The organism is Pseudomonas serbiensis (genome assembly GCF_030580745.1).
In the GTDB taxonomy this organism is placed as follows: domain Bacteria; phylum Pseudomonadota; class Gammaproteobacteria; order Pseudomonadales; family Pseudomonadaceae; genus Aquipseudomonas; species Aquipseudomonas serbiensis.
Window position 1 is genome coordinate 637,661 of record NZ_JAUQOO010000001.1, and the last position, 21,013, is coordinate 658,673.

The window sequence follows — 21,013 nt, forward strand, 5'->3', positions numbered from 1 at the left end:
CTGTTATCTGTACGCCTATCCAGTATCGGCAATCAACAGTTCCCCTGTGCAGTGACTCTGACGACTTCTTCCAGCCCTCACCTTGAACCGCAATCTACTGGCGCAGAGCCCTCGCGTTATGTCGTGGCGGTGCGTGCGTTATGTGAATTCACGGCCAAGGCCGGCAGTCTGGATCTGCGCTTCACACCTTCGCCCACGGCCCAGGAAGGTATTGCCGGGCACCGCACCGTGGCGGCTCGGCGTGGCGCGAGTTATCAGGCTGAGCTGTCGCTGAGCGGCGATTATCGGGAGTTGACGGTTCGGGGCAGGGCCGATGGCTACGATGCGGCGCTCAATCAACTGGAAGAGGTGAAGACCTACCGTGGTGAGCTTGATGCCATGCCCGGCAATCATCGTCAATTGCACTGGGCGCAGGCGAAAATCTACGGCTGGCTGATCTGTCAGCAATTGAATCTGAACGAGGTCACTCTGGCGCTGGTGTATTTCAACATCGTCAGCGAACAGGAAACCCTGATCCGCGAGTCGTTCAGCCGCGAAGCGTTGCGGGAGTTTTTCGAGCGGCAATGCGAGATATTCCTGTACTGGGCGCAGCAGGAACTGGCACACACCTCGTCACGCAACCAGAGTCTGAAGACGCTCGCATTTCCTTATCCGCAGTTTCGGACCGGGCAGCGAGTGCTGGCCGAGTCGGTTTACAAGGCCGTCAGCACGGGGTCCTGCCTGATGGCGCAAGCGCCGACCGGGATTGGCAAGACGGTCGGTACGTTGTTCCCGATGCTCAAGGCTGCACCGACTCAAAAGCTCGACAAGGTATTCTTCCTGACGGCCAAGACGCCGGGTCGCAAACTGGCGCTGGATGCCCTGCAAGTGATCGGGCGCAGCTCGCCCGACCTGACCTTGCGTGTGCTGGAACTGGTCGCACGGGACAAGGCCTGCGAGCATCTGGACAAGGCTTGCAATGGTGATTCCTGCCCGTTGGCCAACGGTTTCTATGACCGCTTGCCTGCCGCGCGCAGTGCCGCCTTGAATGCGCCATGGCTGGATCAGGCTGGCGTGCGCGAAGTCGCCTTGCTGCATCAGGTCTGTCCGTATTACCTCAGCCAGGAACTGGCGCGCTGGTCGGACGTGGTGGTCGCGGACTACAACTACTATTTCGACCTGAGCGCCTTGTTGTTCGGCCTTGCCCAGTTCAATCAGTGGCGCGTGGCGCTACTGGTGGACGAAGCCCATAACATGGTCGAGCGTGCCCGCAGCATGTACAGCGCCAGCCTCGATCAGCAGAACCTCAATGCACTTCGACAAAGTGCTCCGCAGCCCTTGCACAAGGCCTTGCAACGGCTCAGCCGCCAATGGAATGCCCTGCACAAGGAACAGGCGGGTGCCTATCAGGCCTACGCCGATGTGCCGGGCAAATTTCTGAGCAGCCTGAACCTGTGCGTGTCGGCGATAGGCGATTACTTCAACGAGCACCCGCATGCAGTGGATGGCGCGCTGCAAAGCTTCTATTTCGATGCCATTGCGTTTGTAAGGATTGGCGAACTGTTCGATGAGCATTTCATCTTCGATATCGCCGTGCGCGAGTGGGGCGCGAAACGCCGTTTTTCCCGGTTGACCCTGCGCAATGTGGTGCCGGCTCGTTTCATTGCGCCGCGTCTGGACAGTGCGCTGGGGACTGTGCTGTTTTCCGCTACGCTGAAGCCGCAACGCTATTATGCGGACTTGTTGGGGCTGGCAGAGAAGACGGTCTGCATCGATGTGGAGTCGCCGTTTCACCACGAGCAACTGGATGTCCGGATCGTCAGCCACATTTCGACCCGCTTCACTCATCGACAGGCCTCGCTGGCCCCTATCGTTTCCTTGATGGGAGAGCAGTTTCAGGCGCAACCGGGTAATTATCTGGCGTTCTTCAGCAGCTTCGATTATCTGCAACAAGTGGTTGAGCTGATGCGTCAGAGCTGGCCGCAGATCGAGCTGTGGCAACAGGAGCGCGGCATGAGTGAAGGCGAGCGTCAGGCCTTTCTCGACCGCTTCACCCTGAGCAGCAGAGGCATTGGTTTTGCGGTACTGGGCGGTGCATTTGGCGAGGGTATCGACCTGCCCGGAGCACGGTTGATCGGCGCGTTCATCGCGACCCTTGGCTTGCCTCAGTTGAACCCGGTCAACGAGCAATTCAAACAACGCATGGCTGCCTTGTTCGGTGCTGGCTACGATTACACCTATCTTTATCCGGGCGTGCAGAAAGTCGTGCAGGCTGCCGGGCGAGTAATCCGCAGCCAGAATGATCGTGGTGTGGTCATGCTGATCGATGACCGTTTTGCCGAGCGTCAGGTGCAACAGCTACTCCCGACCTGGTGGCAGCTCGCAAACTCAACTACTTAGGGATCGATAGCCAAGCATTCCGGTCAAACTGCCAGTAAACTGCCGCACCATAGGCGTTTTCGCCAAAACCGAATTTCCTGTCCCCATTTACGTGGAGGTTGTATGAGTCTCAGTCCTTTCGCCGGCAAGCTGGCACCTGCGCAGTTACTGGTCGATATCCCGAGACTGGTAACGGCCTATTACGCCGGGCAGCCGGACGCTTCGATCACAACCCAGCGCGTGGCTTTCGGGACTTCCGGCCACCGTGGCAGCTCTTTCGAGCTGAGCTTCAACGAGTGGCACGTTCTGGCTATCAGCCAGGCGATCTGTCTGTATCGTCAGGCCAATGGCATCGATGGTCCGCTGTTCCTGGGCGCTGACACCCACGCGCTCTCGACGCCTGCCAGCGCAACGGCCCTGGAAGTACTGGCCGCCAACGGCGTGCAGGTGATGATTTCCGAAGGCGACGAATACACGCCGACTCCGGCGGTATCCCACGCGATCATCTGCTACAACCGTGGCCGTACTTCCGGTCTGGCTGACGGGATCGTGATTACGCCATCCCATAACCCGCCGCAAAGTGGCGGTTTCAAGTACAACCCTCCAAATGGTGGCCCGGCTGACAGCCATATCACCAAATGGATCGAGAACAAGGCCAACGAACTGCTGGCCGAGAAACTCCAGGGTGTGCTGCGCATCAGCCATGAAAAAGCCTTGCGTGCCGACACCACCCATCGCCATGACTACGTCAACACCTACGTGGCAGACCTGAAAAGCGTCATCGACCTGGACGCCATCCGCAATGCCGGTCTGCGCCTGGGCGTCGATCCGCTGGGCGGAGCAGGGGTTCGCTACTGGTCGGCAATTGGCGAGCATTACGGCCTGAACCTGGACGTGGTGAACAAGTTCGTCGATCCGACCTTCCGCTTCATGAGTGTTGACTGGGACGGCCAGATCCGCATGGACCCATCGTCCAGCCATGCGATGCAAAGCCTGATCGGCCTCAAGGACAGCTATCAGGTCGCCTTTGCCTGCGACCCGGATCATGATCGTCATGGCATCGTGACTCCGACTGGCGGGCTGATGACGCCTAACAGCTATCTGGCAGTGTCCATCGATTATCTGTTCCAGAACCGTCCTGACTGGCGTGCCGATGCAGCGGTCGGCAAGACCGTGGTCAGCAGCGGCATCATTGACCGGGTCGCGGCGCGTCTGGGCCGTCGCCTGTACGAAGTCCCGGTGGGCTTCAAGTTCTTTGCCGAAGGCCTGTTCGAGGGTTCGCTGGGCTTTGGTGGTGAAGAGAGCGCGGGTGCTTCGTTCCTGCGTCGCGACGGCACGGTCTGGACCACCGACAAGGATGGTCTGATTCCGGCCTTGCTGGCGGCCGAAATCACTGCACGTAAAGGCCGTGACCCGAGCGAGATCTACAAGACCATGACCGACGAGCTGGGCGAGCCGTTCTCGACCCGTGTCGATGCCAAGGCCAACCCGCAACAGAAGGCTCTGCTGGGCAAGCTGTCGCCGGAGCAGGTCAAGTCCACTGAACTGGCGGGCGAAAAGATCCAGGGCATTCTCAGCCATGCACCGGGCAACGATCAGGCCATTGGCGGCCTGAAAGTGATGACCGAGAACGGCTGGTTCGCAGCGCGCCCATCCGGCACCGAGGACATCTACAAGATCTATGCGGAAAGCTTTGTGGGCGAAGATCACCTGCAGCGTCTGGTGGCTGAAGCCCAGGTGCTGGTCGATGGAGCGATTGCACCGAAGTGACTGGACAGGTTTCGGGCTACTCTTGCCTTGGGGTGTGAGTAGCCTGGAGCCGGTCAGTCGCGGTAGAACACCTGAACCAGGTGGTAGCCGAACTTGCTCTTGATGGGGCCGTGTACAGTGCGTAGCGGTTTCTTGAAGATGACCTGATCGATGGCACCGACCATCTGGCCGGGCCGGACTTCACCCAGGTCGCCGCCACGCTTGCCGGACGGGCAGGTGGAATGCTTCCTGGCGAGTACGTCGAAGGCCTCGCCCTTGGCGATACGCAGCTTGAGCTGCTCGGCTTCTTCGGCAGTCTTCACCAGAATATGGCGGGCTTGGGCTTTCATGTCGCAATATCACCTGTCAGAAAAGGCTGCCATTATGCCTGTCCTGACCCGATTGAATAAATCTGCTCGTGAAAGGTTGCTGAGTGCAGCGGGCAGACAAGCGTTTTCACATTATCTTGTGCGGTGTTGATTATGGATTTCCCGGCGTTGTTGAAGATTCTGGCCAGCCAGGACGGATCGGACCTTTATCTCTCCACCGGAGCGCCGCCTTGCGCCAAGTTCAATGGCGTGCTCAAGCCGCTGGGCACTGAAACCCTCAAGCCCGGCGAGGTGGCGACTGTCGCCCAGAGCCTCATGGATGAGGAGCAGAAGCTCGAATTCCAGCGTGAGCTTGAAATGAACCTGGCGGTGTCACTGGCCGGTATCGGGCGTTTCCGGATCAATATCTTCATGCAGCGCAACGAAGTCTCCATCGTGGCGCGCAACATCAAGCTGGATATCCCGCGTTTCGAGGATCTGCATCTGCCGCCGATCCTGCTCGATGTGATCATGGAAAAACACGGGCTGGTGTTGTTCGTGGGCGCGACGGGCTCGGGTAAATCCACTTCTCTGGCGGCCCTGATCGACTATCGCAACCGCAATGCCAGTGGTCATATCATCACCATCGAAGACCCGGTGGAGTTCATTCACCGCCACAAGAAGTCCATCGTCAACCAGCGTGAAGTGGGGGTCGATACCCGCAGTTTCCGTGCCGCGCTTAAAAACACCTTGCGACAGGCCCCGGATGTGATCCTGATCGGCGAGATTCGTGACCGGGAAACCATGGAGCATGCGCTGGCCTTTGCCGATACCGGCCACCTGGCAATCTCGACCCTGCATGCCAACAACGCCAACCAGGCCCTGGACCGGATCATCAACTTCTTCCCGGAAGAGCGCCGCGAACAACTGCTGCACGACCTGGGGAACAACCTCAAGGCCTTCGTTTCCCAGCGCCTGGTCAAGACCCCGGATGGCAAGCGACGTGCGGCAGTGGAAGTGATGATGGGGACGCCGACCATTCGCGATCTGATCCAGCGTAACCAGTTGACCGAACTCAAGGGCATCATGGAAAAGTCCGGCAGCCTGGGCATGCAGACCTTCGATACCGCGCTGTTCAATCTGGCGGTGGAAGGTGCAATCAGCGAAGAGGAGGCCCTGAAAAACGCCGACTCGCAAAACAACGTGCGCCTGCGCCTCAAGCTGCATGGCGAAGGCGGAGTCAGCAACCTCACAACACCTCCGCCTGCACCTGTCGGGACAGGCTCGACAACGATGTCCGATTGGGGGCTGGTGGACGAGAACGAAGACCCCCGGTCATGACTGTTCAAACTGTGTGGGAGCGGATTTATCCGCGAATGATCGCGAATGAATTCGCTCCTGCACAACGTTATTGAGCCAGCCACCCACCATCCACATTCCAGGCCGCACCGCGCACCTGAACCGCCGCCTCGCTGCACAGAAACAACACCAGCTCACCCAGTTGCTCCGGTGTAACGAAATCCAGCGAGGGCTGTTTTTCGGCCAGCAGGTCGTGTCGGGCCTGATCCGGGTCGCCCTGGCGGTTATCGATCTGTTGCTGCACCAGCGGCGTCAGGACCCAGCCGGGGCAGATGGCGTTACAAGTGACATGACTGCGGGCGGTTTCCAGACCTACCACTTTAGTCAGACCAATCACGCCATGTTTGGCCGCGACATACGCCGCCTTGCCGGTTGAAGCCACCAGCCCGTGAACCGAGGCGATATTGATGATTCGTCCCCAGTCCTTGCTGCGCATACCGGGCAGGCACAGGCGGGTGGTGTGGAACACCGATGACAGATTGATAGCGATGATCGAGTCCCAGCGCTCGACGGCAAAGTCCTCCACAGCGTCCACATGCTGAATGCCGGCGTTATTGATCAGAATGTCGATCCCGCCAAACTCGCGTTCGGCATAGGCGATCATGTCGGCAATCTGTGCCGGGTCGCTGACATCCGCAGGGTGGTGCCCAACGCGACCGCCAAACTGTTGCACTTGGGCGATCACCGTCGAAGCATCGCCGAAACCGTTGAGGATCAGGTTGGCGCCGGCTTTGGCCAGAACCAGGGCAATGCCCAGGCCGATGCCGCTGGTGGAGCCGGTGACCAATGCAGTTTTTCCTTGCAGATTCATAATCGATTCCTTAAACGATGCCAGTGGCGTAGAACGCTGCGATCACGACGAAAACCGCCAGTGTCTTGATGATAGTGATACCGAAAATGTCCAGATAAGCTTCACGGTGGGTCAGCCCGGTCACGGCCAGCAGCGTGATGACCGCGCCGTTATGGGGCAGGGTGTCCATGCCGCCGCTGGCCATGGCGGCCACCCGATGCAGGACTTCCAGCGGGATATTCGCGGCGTTGGCAGCCGCGATGAAGCTGTCTGACATGGCGGCCAGTGCGATGCTCATGCCGCCCGAGGCCGAACCGGTGATACCGGCCAGCAGGGTGACGGTAATGGCTTCATTGACCAGCGGGTCCGGGATGCTTTTCAGGGCATTGGCCAGCACCAGAAACCCTGGCAGTGAAGCGATTACAGCGCCAAAGCCATATTCGGATGCGGTATTCATGGCCGCCAGCAACGCGCCATTGACCGCGCTTTTACTGCCTTCGGCCAGCCGGGAGCGAATGGCCCCGAAGCCGAATATCAGCACCATCACAATGCCGGTCAACAGTGCGGCTTCAACGGCCCAGATCGCCGTCAGCCTGGCAATCTCAGTCTGGATCGGAGCCGCCATGCCCGGCAGCGCCAGGGTGTGGGTCTTGCCGTACCACTGGGGAATCCACCAGGTAAAGAGCAGGTTCATGACCCCCACCAGCACCAGTGGCGAGAGCGCTATCCACGGGTTGGGCAGTTTGATGTCGGCTGCCGTTTCCGGTTCATTGCGCAGGTCGTGTCCATAACCTTCGCCGTTACGTGCAGCCTTGTTGCGCTGACGCTGCAGATACAGCATGCCTGCGCTGAATACGAACACGGTACCGATCAGGCCCAGCCATGGTGCGGCCCAGGCGGTGGTATTGAAGAAGGTCGTGGGAATGATGTTCTGGATTTGCGGCGTGCCGGGCAAGGCATCCATGGTGAAGGAGAACGCTCCCAGCGCGATGGTTGCCGGAATCAGGCGCTTGGGGATATCGCTCTGGCGAAACATCTCGGCGGCAAACGGATAGACCGCGAACACCACGACGAACAGCGACACGCCACCATACGTGAGCAGGGCGCAGACCAGCACAATCACCAGCATGGCCTGGCGTGTGCCGAGCACACCGATGGCGGCTGCCACGATGGAGCGGGAAAACCCGGACAGCTCGATCAGCTTGCCGAATACCGCGCCGAGCAGGAACACCGGAAAGTACAGCTTGATAAAGCCGACCATCTTGTCCATGAACAGCCCGGTAAATGCAGGCGCCACTGCCGAAGGGTCGGTCAGCAATACTGCACCCAGCGCGGCAATGGGGGCAAAGAGGATAACGCTGTAACCACGGTAGGCCGCGAGCATCAGCAGCGCGAGCGCCGCCAAAGCAATGAGTACGCTCATGGGTATCTCCTGTTGTTATTGTTTTTTGGGTGCGGTCAGGCCGCCGCATGGCTATAGCGGGATTCGTGCCATATATTCAAGTCATTGAAAGTAAAGGGAATTACTAAAATGCATGCAGCCGGTAATCTCACAACAGAGATTACCGCCGCCCCGTAGGAGCGAATTCATTCGCGGAAGATTGGTTTTCGCGAATGAATTCGCTCCTACGGGGGTGTTGTCTCTTAAGGGAGACTCGGTTCTCTTTATTGAGACTCCACGATCCCCAGCATTGCCATTTTCTTGTAGAGGGTCGAGCGGCCCAGGCCGAGCTGGTTGGCCGCTTGCACCACATTCCCTGCACACTGCAACAAAGTGGTTTCGATCAATTGTCGATCATTGCGCTGACGGGCCTGGCTGAAGGTTTCGTGGACATGAGGGCGATTATCGCGAGCGTTGCTTGCGACTGGCGGGAGCAGGGTGCCGATGGCCGTATGGATATCCTTGGCCGTAAGTTGCAGATCGTCGCTGAGCAACGCCGCACGCTCCAGCACATTGCGCAGTTCACGGATATTGCCGGGCCATGCATGTTGCGCCAACAGTTTCAGTGCATTGCCTTCCAGCTCATGCTGGCTATGCAGTTCTTCGAGGATGGTTTCACTCAGCACAGGCAGATCCTCCAGACGCTCGCGCAATGGGGGAACCTGAATGGGCAGGACGTTCAAGCGGTAATAGAGATCAGCGCGAAATTCGCCTCGCTTGATCGCCGCCTCCAGATCGGTGGAGGTGGCCGCTATCAGACGCACGTCGCTCTGGAACACTTCATTGGAACCTACGGGCTCATATTCCTTTTCCTGCAGCACCCGCAGCAACTTGCTTTGCAGGGCCAGTGGCATGTCGCCGACTTCATCGAGAAACAGCGTACCGCCCTGGGCAATTTTCAGTTTGCCCGAACGTCCCTTGCGTACGGCACCGGTAAAGGCGCCGGGTGCCGTACCAAAGAACTCGGCTTCCAGCAGGGCTTCCGGGATTGCTGCACTGTTGATGCTGACAAAGGGTTTGTCGGCGCGGGGTGAAGCGTTATGAATGGCATGCGCCAGCAGTTCCTTGCCGGTGCCGGTCTCGCCCAGCAGCAGGATCGGGGATTCGGTGCTGGCGCTGCGCCGGGCACGGCGTTTGACTTCCAGTGTCGCCTCACTGATGCCGATGAAGTGCGCAAAGCTGTATTTTGCCTGCCGTGCCTTGAGCAGTGAGCGCGTACTGGCCAGTTCCTGCTGCATGCTCTGGTAGCGTTTGAGCAAGGGCGACAACGTCTGCAACTGATCGAACAGGGCAAAGCCGATGGCGCCAATCACTGAGCCGGCGTTGTCATGAATGGGCAGGCGCATGACCACCAGCGGGTCTTTTGCCGTGTCCATCATGTCCAGCAGGATGGGCTGTCCATTGCTGGCCACCTGACGCAACAGGCTGCCGGGAATCACGCTTTCGCAAGGCTGCCCAATGGCCAGGCTGGCATCCTGCAGGCCAAACCGGCGTGCATAACGTTCGTTGATCCAGACGATGCGCGCATCTTTGTCGACGATCACGGTGCCTTCGCTGGACTGCTCGATGATCTCGAACAGCGAGCGGGTCGCAAGACGCTGGATGTTTTGGTAGTCGCTGAGATTATTGTTTTTCATGGGGATGTTCCGTCATTTAACCCCGGCGTCTGGCCGAACAGAATGCCTGTTTTTATCCTGGGTGCGCTGCCGCCAGCAATTCCCTGGTGTAAGGGTGCTGAGGCGAATCGAAGATATCGTGGCTGGCGCCACGCTCGACGACTTTGCCATCCTTGACCACGATCAAATCATGGGCCAGCGCCTTGACTACAGCCAGGTCATGACTGATGAAAAGGTAGGTCAGGCCGTGTTTTTCCTGCAGGTCACGTAGCAGTGCAACGACTTGTTTCTGTACCGTTCGATCCAGCGCCGAGGTCGGTTCATCGAGCAGTATCAAAGCAGGTTTGAGTACCAGTGCCCGAGCGATAGCAATACGCTGGCGCTGGCCGCCGGAAAACTCATGGGGATAACGATGGCGGCTTTGCGGGTCGATGCCGACTTCTTTCAGTGCCCGTATCACTTCGGCTTCGCACTGCCGGGCATCCAGTTGCCTGTGGACCTCCAGACCTTCGCTGATTATCTGCGCCACCGACATGCGCGGGCTGAGACTACCGTAGGGATCTTGAAAGACCACCTGCATCTCTTTGCGCCATGGACGCATCTGTTTCTGATTCAAGCCATCCAGAGCCTGTCCCTGAAAACGGATACTGCCACGAGACTCCAGGAGGCGCAGGATTGCCTGACCAAGTGTCGACTTGCCTGAACCCGATTCGCCTACTATTCCGAGGGTCTTGCCGCGTTCGATACTCAGGCTGATGTCATCGACGGCCTTCAGATACTCCTTGTGACGACGCAGAATGCCGCCTGCCAGGGAAAACCAGACGCGCAGGTTCTCGACTTCCAGGACTTTTTCCCGGGTATCCCGTGGCAAGGGTTCACCCGCCGGTTCGGCATCGAGCAACAGGCGGCTGTATGGGTGCTGTGGCGATTTGAACAGCGACTGGCAGTCGGTCTGTTCGACGATTTCCCCGGCGCGCATCACGCAGACCCGCTGGGCAACGCTATGGACCAGATTCAAATCATGGCTGATCAACAGCAACGACATGTTCAGGCGCTGTTGCAGCTCCTTGAGCAGCAACAGAATCTTGCGCTGCACAGTGACATCCAGCGCTGTGGTCGGCTCATCGGCAATCAGCAGTTCCGGTTCGCAGGCCAGGGCCATGGCGATCATTACTCGCTGGCGCTGACCTCCGGACAGTTCATGAGGGTAGGCTTTGAGCCGCTTTTGCGGATGCTGGATGCCGACCAGTTCCAGCAGCTCGACGATGCGTTTCTGGGCCTCGCGACCACTGATGCCGCGATGCAGGAGCAGTGTTTCGCCGATCTGCCGGGCAACGGTGTGCAACGGGTTGAGGGAGGTCATGGGCTCCTGAAAGATCATGGCAATCCGATTGCCCCGCAGCTCACGCAAGGTCCGGTCGCTGGCGCCGATCAGTTCCTGACCGCGATAGGTTATGCTGCCGGTACTGGTCGTGCCGCTTTTGGGCAACAGTTGCAGAATCGAGTGAGCGGTGACCGATTTGCCCGAGCCGGATTCACCCACCAGTGCCAGACATTCGCCCGCGCAGATATCAAGGCTCAGGTCGCTGACGACCTTCTGCCCACCGAAGGCGATGTTCAGGTTGCGGATTTCGATCAGTTTTTCTGACATTTCAGGGTCTCGAATCAGCATCAGGGATCAAGATCGAGGATCAAGATCGCGGATCAAACGCATCACGCAGCGCCTCACCAATGAACACCAGCAGCGTCAGGATCAACGCAAGGGCAAAAAAGGCGGTCAGGCCCAGCCAGGGCGCTTGCAGGTTCTGCTTGCCCTGAGCGATCAACTCACCCAGCGAAGCGCTGCCGGCCGGCATGCCAAAACCCAGGAAATCCAGGGCGGTCAGCGTCGAGATGGCGCCGGTCAGGATAAACGGCAGGTAGCTCAGGGTCGCGGTCATGGCGTTGGGCAGGATATGCCGCACAATCACTTTGCGATCACCCAACCCAAGGGCGCGGGCCGCCTTGACGTATTCCAGGTTGCGCCCGCGCAGGAACTCGGCGCGCACCACATCCACCAGCGTCAGCCAGGAAAACAGCGCCATGATGCCCAGCAGCCACCAGAAACTGGGTTCGACGAAGCCTGACAGAATGATCAGCAGGTACAGCACCGGCAATCCTGACCAGACTTCCAGCAGGCGCTGACCTATCAGGTCCACCCAGCCGCCGTAATAACCCTGCAAGGCACCGGCCGCGATACCGATCAGGGCGCTGATGGCGGTCAGGATCAGGGCGAAGAGTATCGACACTCGTGCCCCGAAGATGACTCGCGCCAGTACATCGCGAGCCTGATCATCGGTGCCTAGCCAGTTGTTGGCCGAGGGCGGGCTGGGAGCCGGGGCTGCGAGGTCGTAATTGGGGGTGTCATCACTGAACGGAATCGGTGGAAACACCATCCATCCATTGCCTTTGGCGATAAGTTTTTGGACGTATTCGCTGCGGTAATCGGGCTGGAAGGGCAGCTCTCCGCCGAACTCTTGCTCGCTATAACGCTTGAAGACCGGGAAGTAGAGGTCGCCCTGATAGCTCACCAGCAGCGGTTTGTCATTGGCGATCAGTTCGCCTCCCAGCGTCAACGCAAACAGCGCGCAAAACAGCCACAGCGACCACCAGCCCCGACGGTTGGCGCGAAAGCGTTCCAGGCGGCGTTGAGCCAGCGGAGAAAGTCTGCGCATCAGGCATTCCTCGCGCTGAAGTCGATTCGCGGGTCGACCAGGGTGTAGCAGATGTCGCCTGCCAGTTTTATCAGCAAACCGAACAGGGTAAAGATGAACAGCGAGCCGAACACCACCGGATAATCCCGCGAAACAGCGGCTTCGTAACTCATGCGCCCCAGGCCATCGAGAGAGAAGATAACCTCGATCAGCAGCGATCCGGCAAAGAACACCGTGATAAATGCCTGTGGGATGCCGGACACCACCAGCAGCATGGCGTTACGAAACACATGGCCATACAGCACGCGCCGTTCGCTCATGCCCTTGGCCCGGGCGGTGGTGACGTACTGGCGGGTGATTTCATTGAGGAAGGCGTTCTTGGTCAGCAGGGTCAGGGTGGCGAACCCGCCGATCACCAGTGCCGATACCGGCAGCACCAGATGCCAGAAGTAGTCGGCAATCTTGCCGAGTGTCGATAGCTGGTCGAATTCATCCGACACCAGGCCTCGTACCGGAAACCAGTGCAGCGAAGTGCCGCCACAGAACACCACGATCAGCAGCATGGCAAACAGAAAGGCTGGTGTGGCGTAGCCGATGATGATGGCGGTGCTGCTCCAGATATCGAACTGGCTGCCGTGCCTGACAGCCTTGCGAATGCCCAGCGGAATCGAGATCAGGTACGTCAGCAGCGTCGCCCAGAGCCCGAGGGAAATGGAAACCGGCATCTTTTGCAGGATCAAGTCGGTCACCGAGGCACCGCGGAAGAAACTGTTGCCGAAATCCAGTCGTGCGTAGTTTTTCAGCATCAGCCATAGCCGCTCATGCAGCGGCTTGTCGAAACCGTACTGGCGTTCGATGTCCTTTATCAGCTTGGGATCAAGGCCACGGGACGCTCTTGATTGACCGGTATTGACCGACTCTGTCGCGCCCGCGCCGACACTGCTGTTACCGATGCCTTGCAGGCGGGCTATGGCTTGCTCCACTGGCCCACCGGGTGCGGCCTGCACGATAAAGAAGTTGACCAGCAGAATGCACAACAGCGTGGGAATGATCAGAAGCAGGCGGCGCAGGATATAACCGAGCATTCACTTCATCTCCGAAACAAGGGCTGAAGCGCCGCGTTTTGCTGCAAATTGCTCGTTATTGAGCGGTGTGGGGCTGACTTCCCACCAGGTTTCGATGGCTTCGCTGTTGCTGGCCTGGATTTTCGGGATACCGAAGCGATTCCACCATACGGTCGAGGAGCCTGGCGGGTAATAGTTGGGAATCCAGTAGTAATTCCATTGCAGTACCCGATCAAGGCTGTGGGCATAGTCGGTCATCGTCGCCTTGTCGCCAGCCTTGAGCAGGCCCTCGATCAGGGTGTCCACGGCGGGGTCTTGCAGTGCCATGTAATTGCTGGAGCCTGGATCATTGGCCACCTTGGAGCCAAAGTTGTTGTAGAGGTCCATTCCCGGCGATGTCGAGACCATGAAGCCGGTGACGATCATGTCGTAATCCCGGGCCATGACGCGGTTCAGATACTGGGCCGCATCGATCCGCCGCACCTCGAAGTGGATACCGATCTGCGCCAGATTGCGCTTGTAAGGCAGCAGCAGACGCTCGAAACCCGGTTGCCCATTGAGGAAGGTGAAGCTGAGCGGCTCGCCCTGGGCGTTGACCAGTTGATCACCCTTGGGTTTCCAGCCAGCTTCCTGCAATAGCGCCAGCGCTTGCAGTTGTTTGTCGCGGATAAAACCTGTGCCATCGGTTTTCGGGTTCTTGAAGACCGTGGTAAAGACTTCGTCGGGAATCGAACCGCGCAAGGGCTCAAGAATCTTCAGTTCAGCGGGTGTCGGTAGTTGCGTGGCTGCCAGTTCCGAGTTCGAGAAATAGCTGTCCTGGCGAATGTACATATTGCGCATCATCTGCCGGTTTGCCCATTCAAAGTCCCAGAGCAGAGACAACGCCTGACGCACGCGACGGTCCTGGAACATCGGGCGGTTGAGGTTGAAGGCAAAGCCTTGCGAACTCTGGACCGCGCCCTTGGCCAGATGCGCCTTTTGCAGAAGACCTTCGCTCAGCGCCGGGCTGTCATAGCGGATTGAGTAACCGGTGGCCGAATATTCACGGTTGTAATCGTAGGCGCCCCCCTTGAGCACTTGCCGCGCTACATCGGTATCGCCGAAATACTCAATGCTGAACCGGTCGAAGTTGTACATGCCTCTGTTGACCGGCAGATCCTTGCCCCACCAGTTCGGGTCGCGCTCGAAGGTGATACTGCGCCCCGGATCGACATGGCTGATCGTATAAGGGCCGCTGCCCGGCGGGATCTCGAAGCCTGCGCCACCGGCAAAGTCACGGGTTTTCCACCAGTGCTCGGGAAACACCGGCAAAGAGGCCAGATCCAGGGGCAGGGTACGGTTGTCGTTATTCTTGAAGTCAAAGCGAATCCGGTTCCCGGACTCCACTTCCAGGCCTTTTACCGCTTCAAACCGGGTACGGTATTGCAGGCTGCCTTGAGTCATCAGCAGCTCATAGGTGTATTTCACGTCATTGGCTGTGATGGGTGTGCCATCGGCAAAGCGGGCGCGTGGGTCAAGATAGAAACGCAAGGACATTCCGTCCTCCAAGCGCTCCATTTTCTGTGCGACCAGCCCGTATACCGTGTAGGGCTCGTCCAGCGATTTGACCGCCAGTGGTGAATACAGCATGCCGTTGATCTGCGAGACGGCCGTGCCTTTGTCAGTGAACGGCATCAAATGGTCGAACTGGCCAATGTCTGTCGCCGAGCGACGCATGCTCCCGCCTTTGGGGGCATCAGGGTTCACGTAGTCGAAATGCTGGAAACCGGCAGGATAGCGCGGCGGTTCGCCATATACGGTCAAGGCATGCTGCGGCTCTGCCCGCACTTGTTGAAGGCCCGTGGCAAGCACCAGCATTGCAGTTATCAGCGATAGGAAAGCAGAACGCATTACTTGAATCCTGACTGACGTTCACACGCGAACATCAGGGTTGAAGGCATGCGCCAAGGTACCGGATCACAACAGGCTTTGTAACCGTCACTGTCAATAAATACGGGAGTACAAATGAAAACGGCCCATCCGAAGATGAGCCGTTTCATGTGCCTCAGCGAATCAGGATCAGTCCTGACGGCTGGTCACTTCCAGCAGGTGATAACCGAACTGGGTTTTCACTGGACCTTGCACGGTATTGACTGGCGCACTGAATACGACGGTATCGAATTCCTTGACCATCTGGCCTGGACCGAACGACCCCAGGTCGCCGCCTTGACGGCTCGACGGGCAGCTGGAGTTAGCCTTGGCGATTTCAGCGAAATCAGCGCCGCCTTCGATCTGAGCCTTGAGTTCGTTGCATTTCTCTTCGCTCGAAACAAGGATGTGGCGGGCAGTGGCTTTAGCCATGGGAAAGTTTCTCCTGTCAAAAAAAAGAAAGAGCCTACCGGAATCAAGGCTGCATTTCCTGATAAAAGTTCATCGAGAACCGATTACCTGTAGCGCAGCCGGTCCACTGCCTGACGCAACAGGTGCTCGCTACCTTCCCAGCCGAGGCAGCCATCGGTGACTGAAACCCCGTACTGAAGCGTTTCACTCAAAGGCTGGCAGCCATCGAACAAGTGACTTTCCAGCATCATGCCGATCAGCGATTTGTCGCCCTGCAAGCGTTGCTCAAGCACGTCATTGAACACCTGTGGCTGACGCAGCGGGTCTTTACCGCTGTTGGCATGGCTGCAGTCGACCATGATTCTTGAGGCAATGCGGTTCTTCTCAAGGCTGGCGCGTACCTGGGCAACGCTCTGGCTATCGTAATTGGGGCCGCGATGGCCACCGCGCAGGACGATATGGGTGTCCGGGTTGCCCTGAGTCTCGATGATTGCCGGATGGCCGTGGCGATCCATTCCGAAATGGCGATGCGGGTGGGCTGCCGAACGCATTGCGTCACTGGCCACTGCTACGCCGCCATCCGTGCCGTTCTTGAATCCGACTGCCATTGGCAGGCCGCTGGCCATTTCCCGGTGGATCTGCGACTCGGTGGTGCGTGCGCCAATGGCTACCCAACTGAGCAGATCATCGAAGTAGCCAGCGGCCATGGGTTGCAGAATCTCGGTGGCAACCGGCAGGCCCATGAGCAGCATTTCGCGCATCAACTGGCGTGACAGGGTGAGGCCGGCGGCCATGTCATCGCTGCCATCAAGCTGTGGATCGTAGGCAAGGCCTTTCCAGCCTACGGTGGTACGAGGCTTTTCGACGTAGGCGCGCATCACCAGCAGCATCTGATCGCTGACTTCGGCTGACAGGCTGGCCAGGCGTTCGGCGTATTCAAGGGCCGATTGCGGGTCGTGGAGAGAGCAGGGGCCTACGATCACCAGCAGACGGGAATCTTCCCCGGTCAGGATCGAGCGTACGGCACGGCGATGGGCTGCAACCTGTTCGCTCAGGGCGGCGGTCAGTGGCAGACGGCTTTTCAGCTCAATGGTACTGGGCAGGCGCGTTGGGGCGGGCGTGTTGTCGAGCAGGGTGACATTGCTGGACAGGTCGGACGGTTTTACGGCAACGGACGAGTTCATGATCTGGTTTCCTGGGCTGGCGGGCATGTTCCCGCGCAAGACCCTATTGGGGTGTTCGACAATTGGCCTGACTGGCTGTGCGTGTGAGGTTGCCACCTGGCAGTGACCGATCGGAGGCGGCTGGCTGTCCCGAACGGAGATTGCTAAATCGCCAGGCGAAGTCGATGTCGTTGCGGTAATAGAAAGTGGTGTTCATGTCGTATTCCTCAAGTGGATTCAATCGGGCTTTCAATGGCCCAAAAAACAAAACCCCCGGTCGGGTAGCCGACCGGGGGTAGAGAATTCTCTGGTTGGCGTCCCCTGAATCCGGGCGCCTTTTTGGGTATCAGGCGCGCCAGTGGCTAAACCAATACCCGTAATAAACGTTGACCGGCAGGCAGACACCAGCAGAGGCAGTCCGCGCAGCAGCGCCTGCTACCGAGCGTTCAACGCTGGCAGAGTGCAGAAGCTGTGATGAGGCGGATTGCAGCATGGTGTGTCTCCGTTAGGTTGGTCAGGAGCTTACCGTAGGCAAATGCTCTGATTCAATTGGAAAATTCAATCAGTTGCATTGATTGCCTGAATTGCTCAGGAGCTTGAGACCATGGAAGGAGGGCACAGCTTTGAATGGCTGTTTTTTCTATCAGCAGGTTTTGTAAGAAAAGTCGACATATACAGTCGGATTGTTGTGTCATCTATTGAAGTTGTTTAGGCGGGAGATATTCTCAATTATCGTTTTCTTGCTCTGTGCCAGTACTCTGCGAGGGGATCACACCTATCTTCATGCCCAGCAAAACCGCCACTTTATGGGCTTCTCCGCGACGACCTTTCTTGCGGCCAGCCAATACTTGGTAAGTCGTTGCCGGATCAATACTGTTTTCCCGAGCAAATTCTTGAACCGATTTTCCCTGTTGTTCTAGCCAAGCCTTGGCTTGTGCAGCGGTACGTATTCCGGGCATAGTTCAAAACCGTTCAAATAAGTTTAATTCTATCTAGATTCTACCATTCGTAAGGATGGGGTCAACAAGGTTACGCATTCAAATGAGTGGAATTGGCTACCGGTTAAGAAAAGAAAGAGAGCGTCTGGGGCTTTCTCAACGCGCCTTCGGTGAAATCGGTGGCGTGGAGGCAAATGCTCAGGGTAAATATGAAAGCGGTGATCGTGCGCCCAAGGCCGACTATCTCGCAGCAGTAGCGGCGAAGGGGGTCGATGTGCTCTACGTATTGACCGGGACGCCCACACCCATTCCGATCGATAACCTCAGCACTGCAGAGGAGAAGGTGTTAGGGAGCTACAGAGCCTTGCACAAGGAGGATCAGGATGCAATAAGCCGGTTGACCATCACTCTGGCCGAGCTATCGGCTTCTTATGGCATTCACAATAAGTCGTTGCCTGACGACCATTGATGGCATATCTGCCAATCAAGCGTTTTTGAGAAAAAACGCTGGTGTCTTAATGGGTTAGTGATAGTTTGTTGACAACGCTATCCACATATCGATACGAGCCGGATCCTGCCTGATATCAGGGGCCGTTGTGATTTCAGCCCGCCTGTACCGCTTCCTGGGTGCGGCTTTACGCTGAAACGGCAACAGGGCCTAGGTCTGACTCATGGTTTTTGTTATGGTGGGTAGCATTCGTTATGACTGTTGTGTGAGGTGTCTGCTTGATTAGGGTGCTAGTTGTCGATGACCATGATCTTGTCCGGACAGGCATTACTCGCATGCTTGCCGACATAGACGGCTTGCAGGTTGTCGGTCAGGCTGACTCTGGTGAAGAGTCCCTGAAGAAAGCCCGGGAGCTCAAACCTGACGTCGTGCTGATGGATGTCAAGATGCCCGGCATCGGAGGCCTTGAAGCGACTCGCAAGTTGCTGCGTAGCCATCCCGAGATCAAGGTCGTGGCCGTGACGGTCTGCGAAGAAGATCCTTTCCCGACGCGCCTTCTCCAGGCCGGTGCCGCAGGCTACATGACCAAAGGCGCCGGGCTTGCGGAAATGGTGCAAGCCATTCGTCTGGTATTTGCCGGGCAGCGCTATATAAGCCCGCAGATCGCCCAGCAACTGGCATTGAAGTCCTTCCAGCCGCAAGAGAACAATTCACCGTTCGACCTGCTTTCCGAGCGTGAGATCCAGATTGCCCTGATGATCGTTGGCTGTCAGAAGGTCCAGACCATCTCCGACAAGCTATGCTTGTCACCCAAGACCGTTAATACCTACCGTTACCGGATTTTCGAGAAGCTTTCGATCAGCAGTGATGTCGAACTCGCTTTACTGGCTGTACGTCACGGCATGGTTGATGCCAGCGCCTGAACATGACCCAATCGTTTGATCCAAGCGCGTTTCTTGCGACATGCAGTGGCCGCCCTGGCGTGTATCGCATGTTCGATATTCATGCCCAGCTTCTTTATGTCGGAAAGGCCAAGAACCTCAAGAAGCGCCTGGCCAGCTATTTTCGCAAGACAGGCCTTGCGCCCAAGACAAACGCTCTGGTCGCTCGCATCGCCCAGATCGAAACCACCATCACGGCCAATGAAACCGAAGCGCTGCTGCTGGAGCAGACCCTCATCAAGGAATGGCGGCCTCCATACAACATCCTGCTGCGCGACGATAAATCCTACCCTTACGTCTTTCTGTCCGATGGTGTATTCCCTCGTTTCAGTATTCATCGGGGCGCAAAAAAGGCCAAAGGGCGGTATTTCGGCCCTTATCCAAGCCCGGGGGCGATTCGTGAAAGCCTGAGCCTGCTGCAAAAGACGTTTCTGGTTCGTCAGTGTGAAGACAGCTACTTCAAGAATCGCAATCGTCCCTGCCTGCAATATCAGATCAAACGCTGCAAAGGGCCTTGTGTAGGGCTTGTGGAACCAGAGGTTTACGCCGAGGACGTACGCCATTCGGTCATGTTTCTTGAAGGCCGCAGCAATGCCCTGACCGATGAGCTGAACGAGTCGATGGAAAAGGCCGCCATGGCCCTTGAGTTCGAGCGGGCAGCCGAGTTGCGTGATCAGGTGGCCTTGCTGCGTCGGGTTCAGGATCAGCAAAGCATGGAAGGCGGAACCGGTGACGTGGACGTGGTGGCTGCGTTCGTCAACCCTGGTGGTGCCTGTGTGCATTTGATCAGTGTGCGCGGCGGACGTGTGCTTGGCAGCAAGAACTTCTTCCCGCAGGTGGGTATAGAAGAGGAGGTCGGAGAGGTCATGTCGGCCTTCCTGGCGCAGTACTTTCTCGGCGGTGTCGATCGTGAGTTGCCCGTCGAGGTGATCGTCAATGTGGTCCACGAGGACTTCCCGACACTGATCGATGCCATCGAAGAGTCCCGTGGCCGCGAGATGACCATCAGCCACAGGGTTCGTGGCACCCGTGCGCGCTGGCAGCAACTGGCAGTGACCAATGCCGAACAGGCCTTGAGCGCACGTCTGGCCAATCGTCAGCATGTGGCCTCGCGGTTCGAGGCGCTGGCGCAGGTCCTCAAGCTCGATGAGCCGCCTCAGCGGCTGGAATGCTATGACATCAGTCATTCCAGCGGCGAAGCGACCGTGGCGTCCTGTGTGGTCTTTGGTCCTGAAGGGCCTATCAAGTCCGATTACCGGCGTTACAACATTGAAGGCGTCACGGCAGGCGATGACTATGCCGCCATGCATCAAGCCTTGACCCGGCGCTTCAGCAAGATCAAGGATGGAGAGGGCAAGTTGCCCGATATCCTGCTGGTCGACGGCGGCAAGGGGCAATTGTCCATGGCTCGCGATGTACTGACTGAGCTGGCGGTTCCTGATCTGATAATGCTCGGCGTTGCCAAGGGCACGACCCGCAAGGCCGGGTTCGAGACCTTGTACCTCAATGATGCTGCTCATGAGTTCACATTGCCGGGCGATTCGCCAGCCTTGCACCTGATCCAGCAGATCCGCGACGAGGCTCACCGTTTCGCCATTACCGGACACCGGGCGCGACGCGGCAAGACACGCCGTACTTCGACCCTCGAAGGCGTGGCAGGCGTTGGGCCTACAAGGCGTCGCGATCTGCTCAAACACTTCGGTGGATTGCAGGAATTGGCCCGCGCCAGCATCGATGAAATAGCAAAAGCACCCGGAATTAGCAAAAAGCTGGCAGAGTCGATTTATGCAAACCTGCACAGCGAGTAGAATGCCCGCTCACCTCGT

General features: G+C 58.0%; 17 protein-coding genes. 6 read left to right on the forward strand and 11 right to left on the reverse strand.

Annotated features, from left to right (window positions below; genetic code table 11):
* The first annotated feature begins 57 nt into the window (after positions 1-57).
* Both Q6A51_RS02795 and pgm read left to right on the forward strand, forming a co-directional pair.
* Positions 58-2,379, forward strand: coding sequence for an ATP-dependent DNA helicase (locus tag Q6A51_RS02795; RefSeq protein WP_405046117.1), 2,322 nt, complete (start codon positions 58-60; stop codon positions 2,377-2,379).
* Between the two features lie 102 nt (positions 2,380-2,481).
* Positions 2,482-4,128, forward strand: coding sequence for a phosphoglucomutase (alpha-D-glucose-1,6-bisphosphate-dependent) (gene pgm / locus Q6A51_RS02800; protein WP_304574076.1), 1,647 nt, complete (start codon positions 2,482-2,484; stop codon positions 4,126-4,128).
* Positions 4,129-4,181: 53 nt separating this feature from the next.
* Here pgm and Q6A51_RS02805 read toward each other — a convergent pair whose 3' ends face one another.
* Positions 4,182-4,457, reverse strand: a complete 276-nt coding sequence (locus tag Q6A51_RS02805; protein ID WP_122315356.1) for a peptidylprolyl isomerase — start codon at positions 4,455-4,457, stop codon at positions 4,182-4,184.
* A 132-nt stretch (positions 4,458-4,589) separates the two neighbouring features.
* Here Q6A51_RS02805 and Q6A51_RS02810 point away from each other — a divergent pair, with 132 nt between their 5' ends.
* Positions 4,590-5,756: a PilT/PilU family type 4a pilus ATPase gene (locus Q6A51_RS02810; RefSeq protein ID WP_304574077.1), complete on the forward strand. Its 1,167-nt coding sequence runs from the start codon at positions 4,590-4,592 to the stop codon at positions 5,754-5,756.
* 67 nt (positions 5,757-5,823) lie between these two features.
* Here the strand turns inward: Q6A51_RS02810 and Q6A51_RS02815 are convergent, their stop codons facing one another.
* The 10 genes from Q6A51_RS02815 to Q6A51_RS02860 all read right to left on the reverse strand — a co-directional run bounded on the left by Q6A51_RS02815 (position 5,824) and on the right by Q6A51_RS02860 (position 17,819).
* Positions 5,824-6,585, reverse strand: a complete 762-nt coding sequence (locus Q6A51_RS02815; protein WP_304574078.1) for a 3-hydroxybutyrate dehydrogenase — start codon at positions 6,583-6,585, stop codon at positions 5,824-5,826.
* Positions 6,586-6,595: 10 nt separating this feature from the next.
* Complete coding sequence (locus Q6A51_RS02820) at positions 6,596-7,987, reverse strand: GntP family permease (protein WP_304574079.1); 1,392 nt, start codon at positions 7,985-7,987, stop codon at positions 6,596-6,598.
* A gap of 242 nt (positions 7,988-8,229) precedes the next feature.
* Complete coding sequence (locus tag Q6A51_RS02825) at positions 8,230-9,642, reverse strand: sigma-54 interaction domain-containing protein (protein WP_201019647.1); 1,413 nt, start codon at positions 9,640-9,642, stop codon at positions 8,230-8,232.
* A gap of 52 nt (positions 9,643-9,694) precedes the next feature.
* Complete coding sequence (locus Q6A51_RS02830) at positions 9,695-11,272, reverse strand: ABC transporter ATP-binding protein (RefSeq protein WP_304574080.1); 1,578 nt, start codon at positions 11,270-11,272, stop codon at positions 9,695-9,697.
* A gap of 40 nt (positions 11,273-11,312) precedes the next feature.
* A complete protein-coding gene (locus Q6A51_RS02835) occupies positions 11,313-12,335 on the reverse strand; it encodes an ABC transporter permease (protein ID WP_304574081.1) in 1,023 nt (340 codons plus the stop codon).
* Positions 12,335-13,399 carry a microcin C ABC transporter permease YejB gene (locus Q6A51_RS02840; protein WP_201019649.1) on the reverse strand — a complete coding sequence of 355 codons (1,065 nt, stop codon included), beginning with the start codon at positions 13,397-13,399 and terminating at the stop codon, positions 12,335-12,337. The genes Q6A51_RS02835 and Q6A51_RS02840 overlap by 1 nt, the downstream gene beginning before the upstream one ends.
* Positions 13,400-15,268 (reverse strand): extracellular solute-binding protein, encoded by a 1,869-nt coding sequence (locus Q6A51_RS02845; protein WP_304574082.1) that lies wholly within the window; start codon positions 15,266-15,268, stop codon positions 13,400-13,402. It abuts the gene before it with no gap.
* Between the two features lie 168 nt (positions 15,269-15,436).
* Positions 15,437-15,781 (reverse strand): peptidylprolyl isomerase, encoded by a 345-nt coding sequence (locus Q6A51_RS02850; RefSeq protein WP_268939539.1) that lies wholly within the window; start codon positions 15,779-15,781, stop codon positions 15,437-15,439.
* A 20-nt stretch (positions 15,782-15,801) separates the two neighbouring features.
* Positions 15,802-16,881 carry a 3-deoxy-7-phosphoheptulonate synthase gene (locus Q6A51_RS02855; RefSeq protein WP_304574083.1) on the reverse strand — a complete coding sequence of 360 codons (1,080 nt, stop codon included), beginning with the start codon at positions 16,879-16,881 and terminating at the stop codon, positions 15,802-15,804.
* Positions 16,882-17,585: 704 nt separating this feature from the next.
* Complete coding sequence (locus Q6A51_RS02860) at positions 17,586-17,819, reverse strand: DNA-binding protein (protein ID WP_201019653.1); 234 nt, start codon at positions 17,817-17,819, stop codon at positions 17,586-17,588.
* Between the two features lie 82 nt (positions 17,820-17,901).
* Between Q6A51_RS02860 and Q6A51_RS02865 the strand changes: the two genes are divergently transcribed.
* From Q6A51_RS02865 to uvrC, 3 genes are all read left to right on the forward strand, one after another.
* Complete coding sequence (locus Q6A51_RS02865) at positions 17,902-18,267, forward strand: helix-turn-helix domain-containing protein (RefSeq protein WP_201019654.1); 366 nt, start codon at positions 17,902-17,904, stop codon at positions 18,265-18,267.
* A gap of 257 nt (positions 18,268-18,524) precedes the next feature.
* Positions 18,525-19,169, forward strand: a complete 645-nt coding sequence (gacA, locus tag Q6A51_RS02870) for a response regulator transcription factor GacA (RefSeq protein ID WP_201002380.1) — start codon at positions 18,525-18,527, stop codon at positions 19,167-19,169.
* A gap of 2 nt (positions 19,170-19,171) precedes the next feature.
* Positions 19,172-20,995, forward strand: coding sequence for an excinuclease ABC subunit UvrC (gene uvrC / locus Q6A51_RS02875; RefSeq protein ID WP_304574084.1), 1,824 nt, complete (start codon positions 19,172-19,174; stop codon positions 20,993-20,995).
* Positions 20,996-21,013: the final 18 nt, after the last annotated feature.

What these genes read in the sequence shown, in the direction of transcription:
- pgm (WP_304574076.1), top strand. Translation starts at nt 2,482, where the DNA reads ATGAGTCTCAGTCCTTTCGCCGGCAAGCTGGCACCTGCGCAGTTACTG.
- Q6A51_RS02805 (WP_122315356.1), bottom strand. Translation starts at nt 4,457, where the DNA reads ATGAAAGCCCAAGCCCGCCATATTCTGGTGAAGACTGCCGAAGAAGCC.
- Q6A51_RS02810 (WP_304574077.1), top strand. Translation starts at nt 4,590, where the DNA reads ATGGATTTCCCGGCGTTGTTGAAGATTCTGGCCAGCCAGGACGGATCG.
- Q6A51_RS02815 (WP_304574078.1), bottom strand. Translation starts at nt 6,585, where the DNA reads ATGAATCTGCAAGGAAAAACTGCATTGGTCACCGGCTCCACCAGCGGC.
- Q6A51_RS02820 (WP_304574079.1), bottom strand. Translation starts at nt 7,987, where the DNA reads ATGAGCGTACTCATTGCTTTGGCGGCGCTCGCGCTGCTGATGCTCGCG.
- Q6A51_RS02825 (WP_201019647.1), bottom strand. Translation starts at nt 9,642, where the DNA reads ATGAAAAACAATAATCTCAGCGACTACCAAAACATCCAGCGTCTTGCG.
- Q6A51_RS02830 (WP_304574080.1), bottom strand. Translation starts at nt 11,272, where the DNA reads ATGTCAGAAAAACTGATCGAAATCCGCAACCTGAACATCGCCTTCGGT.
- Q6A51_RS02835 (WP_304574081.1), bottom strand. Translation starts at nt 12,335, where the DNA reads ATGCGCAGACTTTCTCCGCTGGCTCAACGCCGCCTGGAACGCTTTCGC.
- Q6A51_RS02840 (WP_201019649.1), bottom strand. Translation starts at nt 13,399, where the DNA reads ATGCTCGGTTATATCCTGCGCCGCCTGCTTCTGATCATTCCCACGCTG.
- Q6A51_RS02845 (WP_304574082.1), bottom strand. Translation starts at nt 15,268, where the DNA reads ATGCGTTCTGCTTTCCTATCGCTGATAACTGCAATGCTGGTGCTTGCC.
- Q6A51_RS02855 (WP_304574083.1), bottom strand. Translation starts at nt 16,881, where the DNA reads ATGAACTCGTCCGTTGCCGTAAAACCGTCCGACCTGTCCAGCAATGTC.
- Q6A51_RS02860 (WP_201019653.1), bottom strand. Translation starts at nt 17,819, where the DNA reads ATGCCCGGAATACGTACCGCTGCACAAGCCAAGGCTTGGCTAGAACAA.
- Q6A51_RS02865 (WP_201019654.1), top strand. Translation starts at nt 17,902, where the DNA reads ATGAGTGGAATTGGCTACCGGTTAAGAAAAGAAAGAGAGCGTCTGGGG.
- uvrC (WP_304574084.1), top strand. Translation starts at nt 19,172, where the DNA reads ATGACCCAATCGTTTGATCCAAGCGCGTTTCTTGCGACATGCAGTGGC.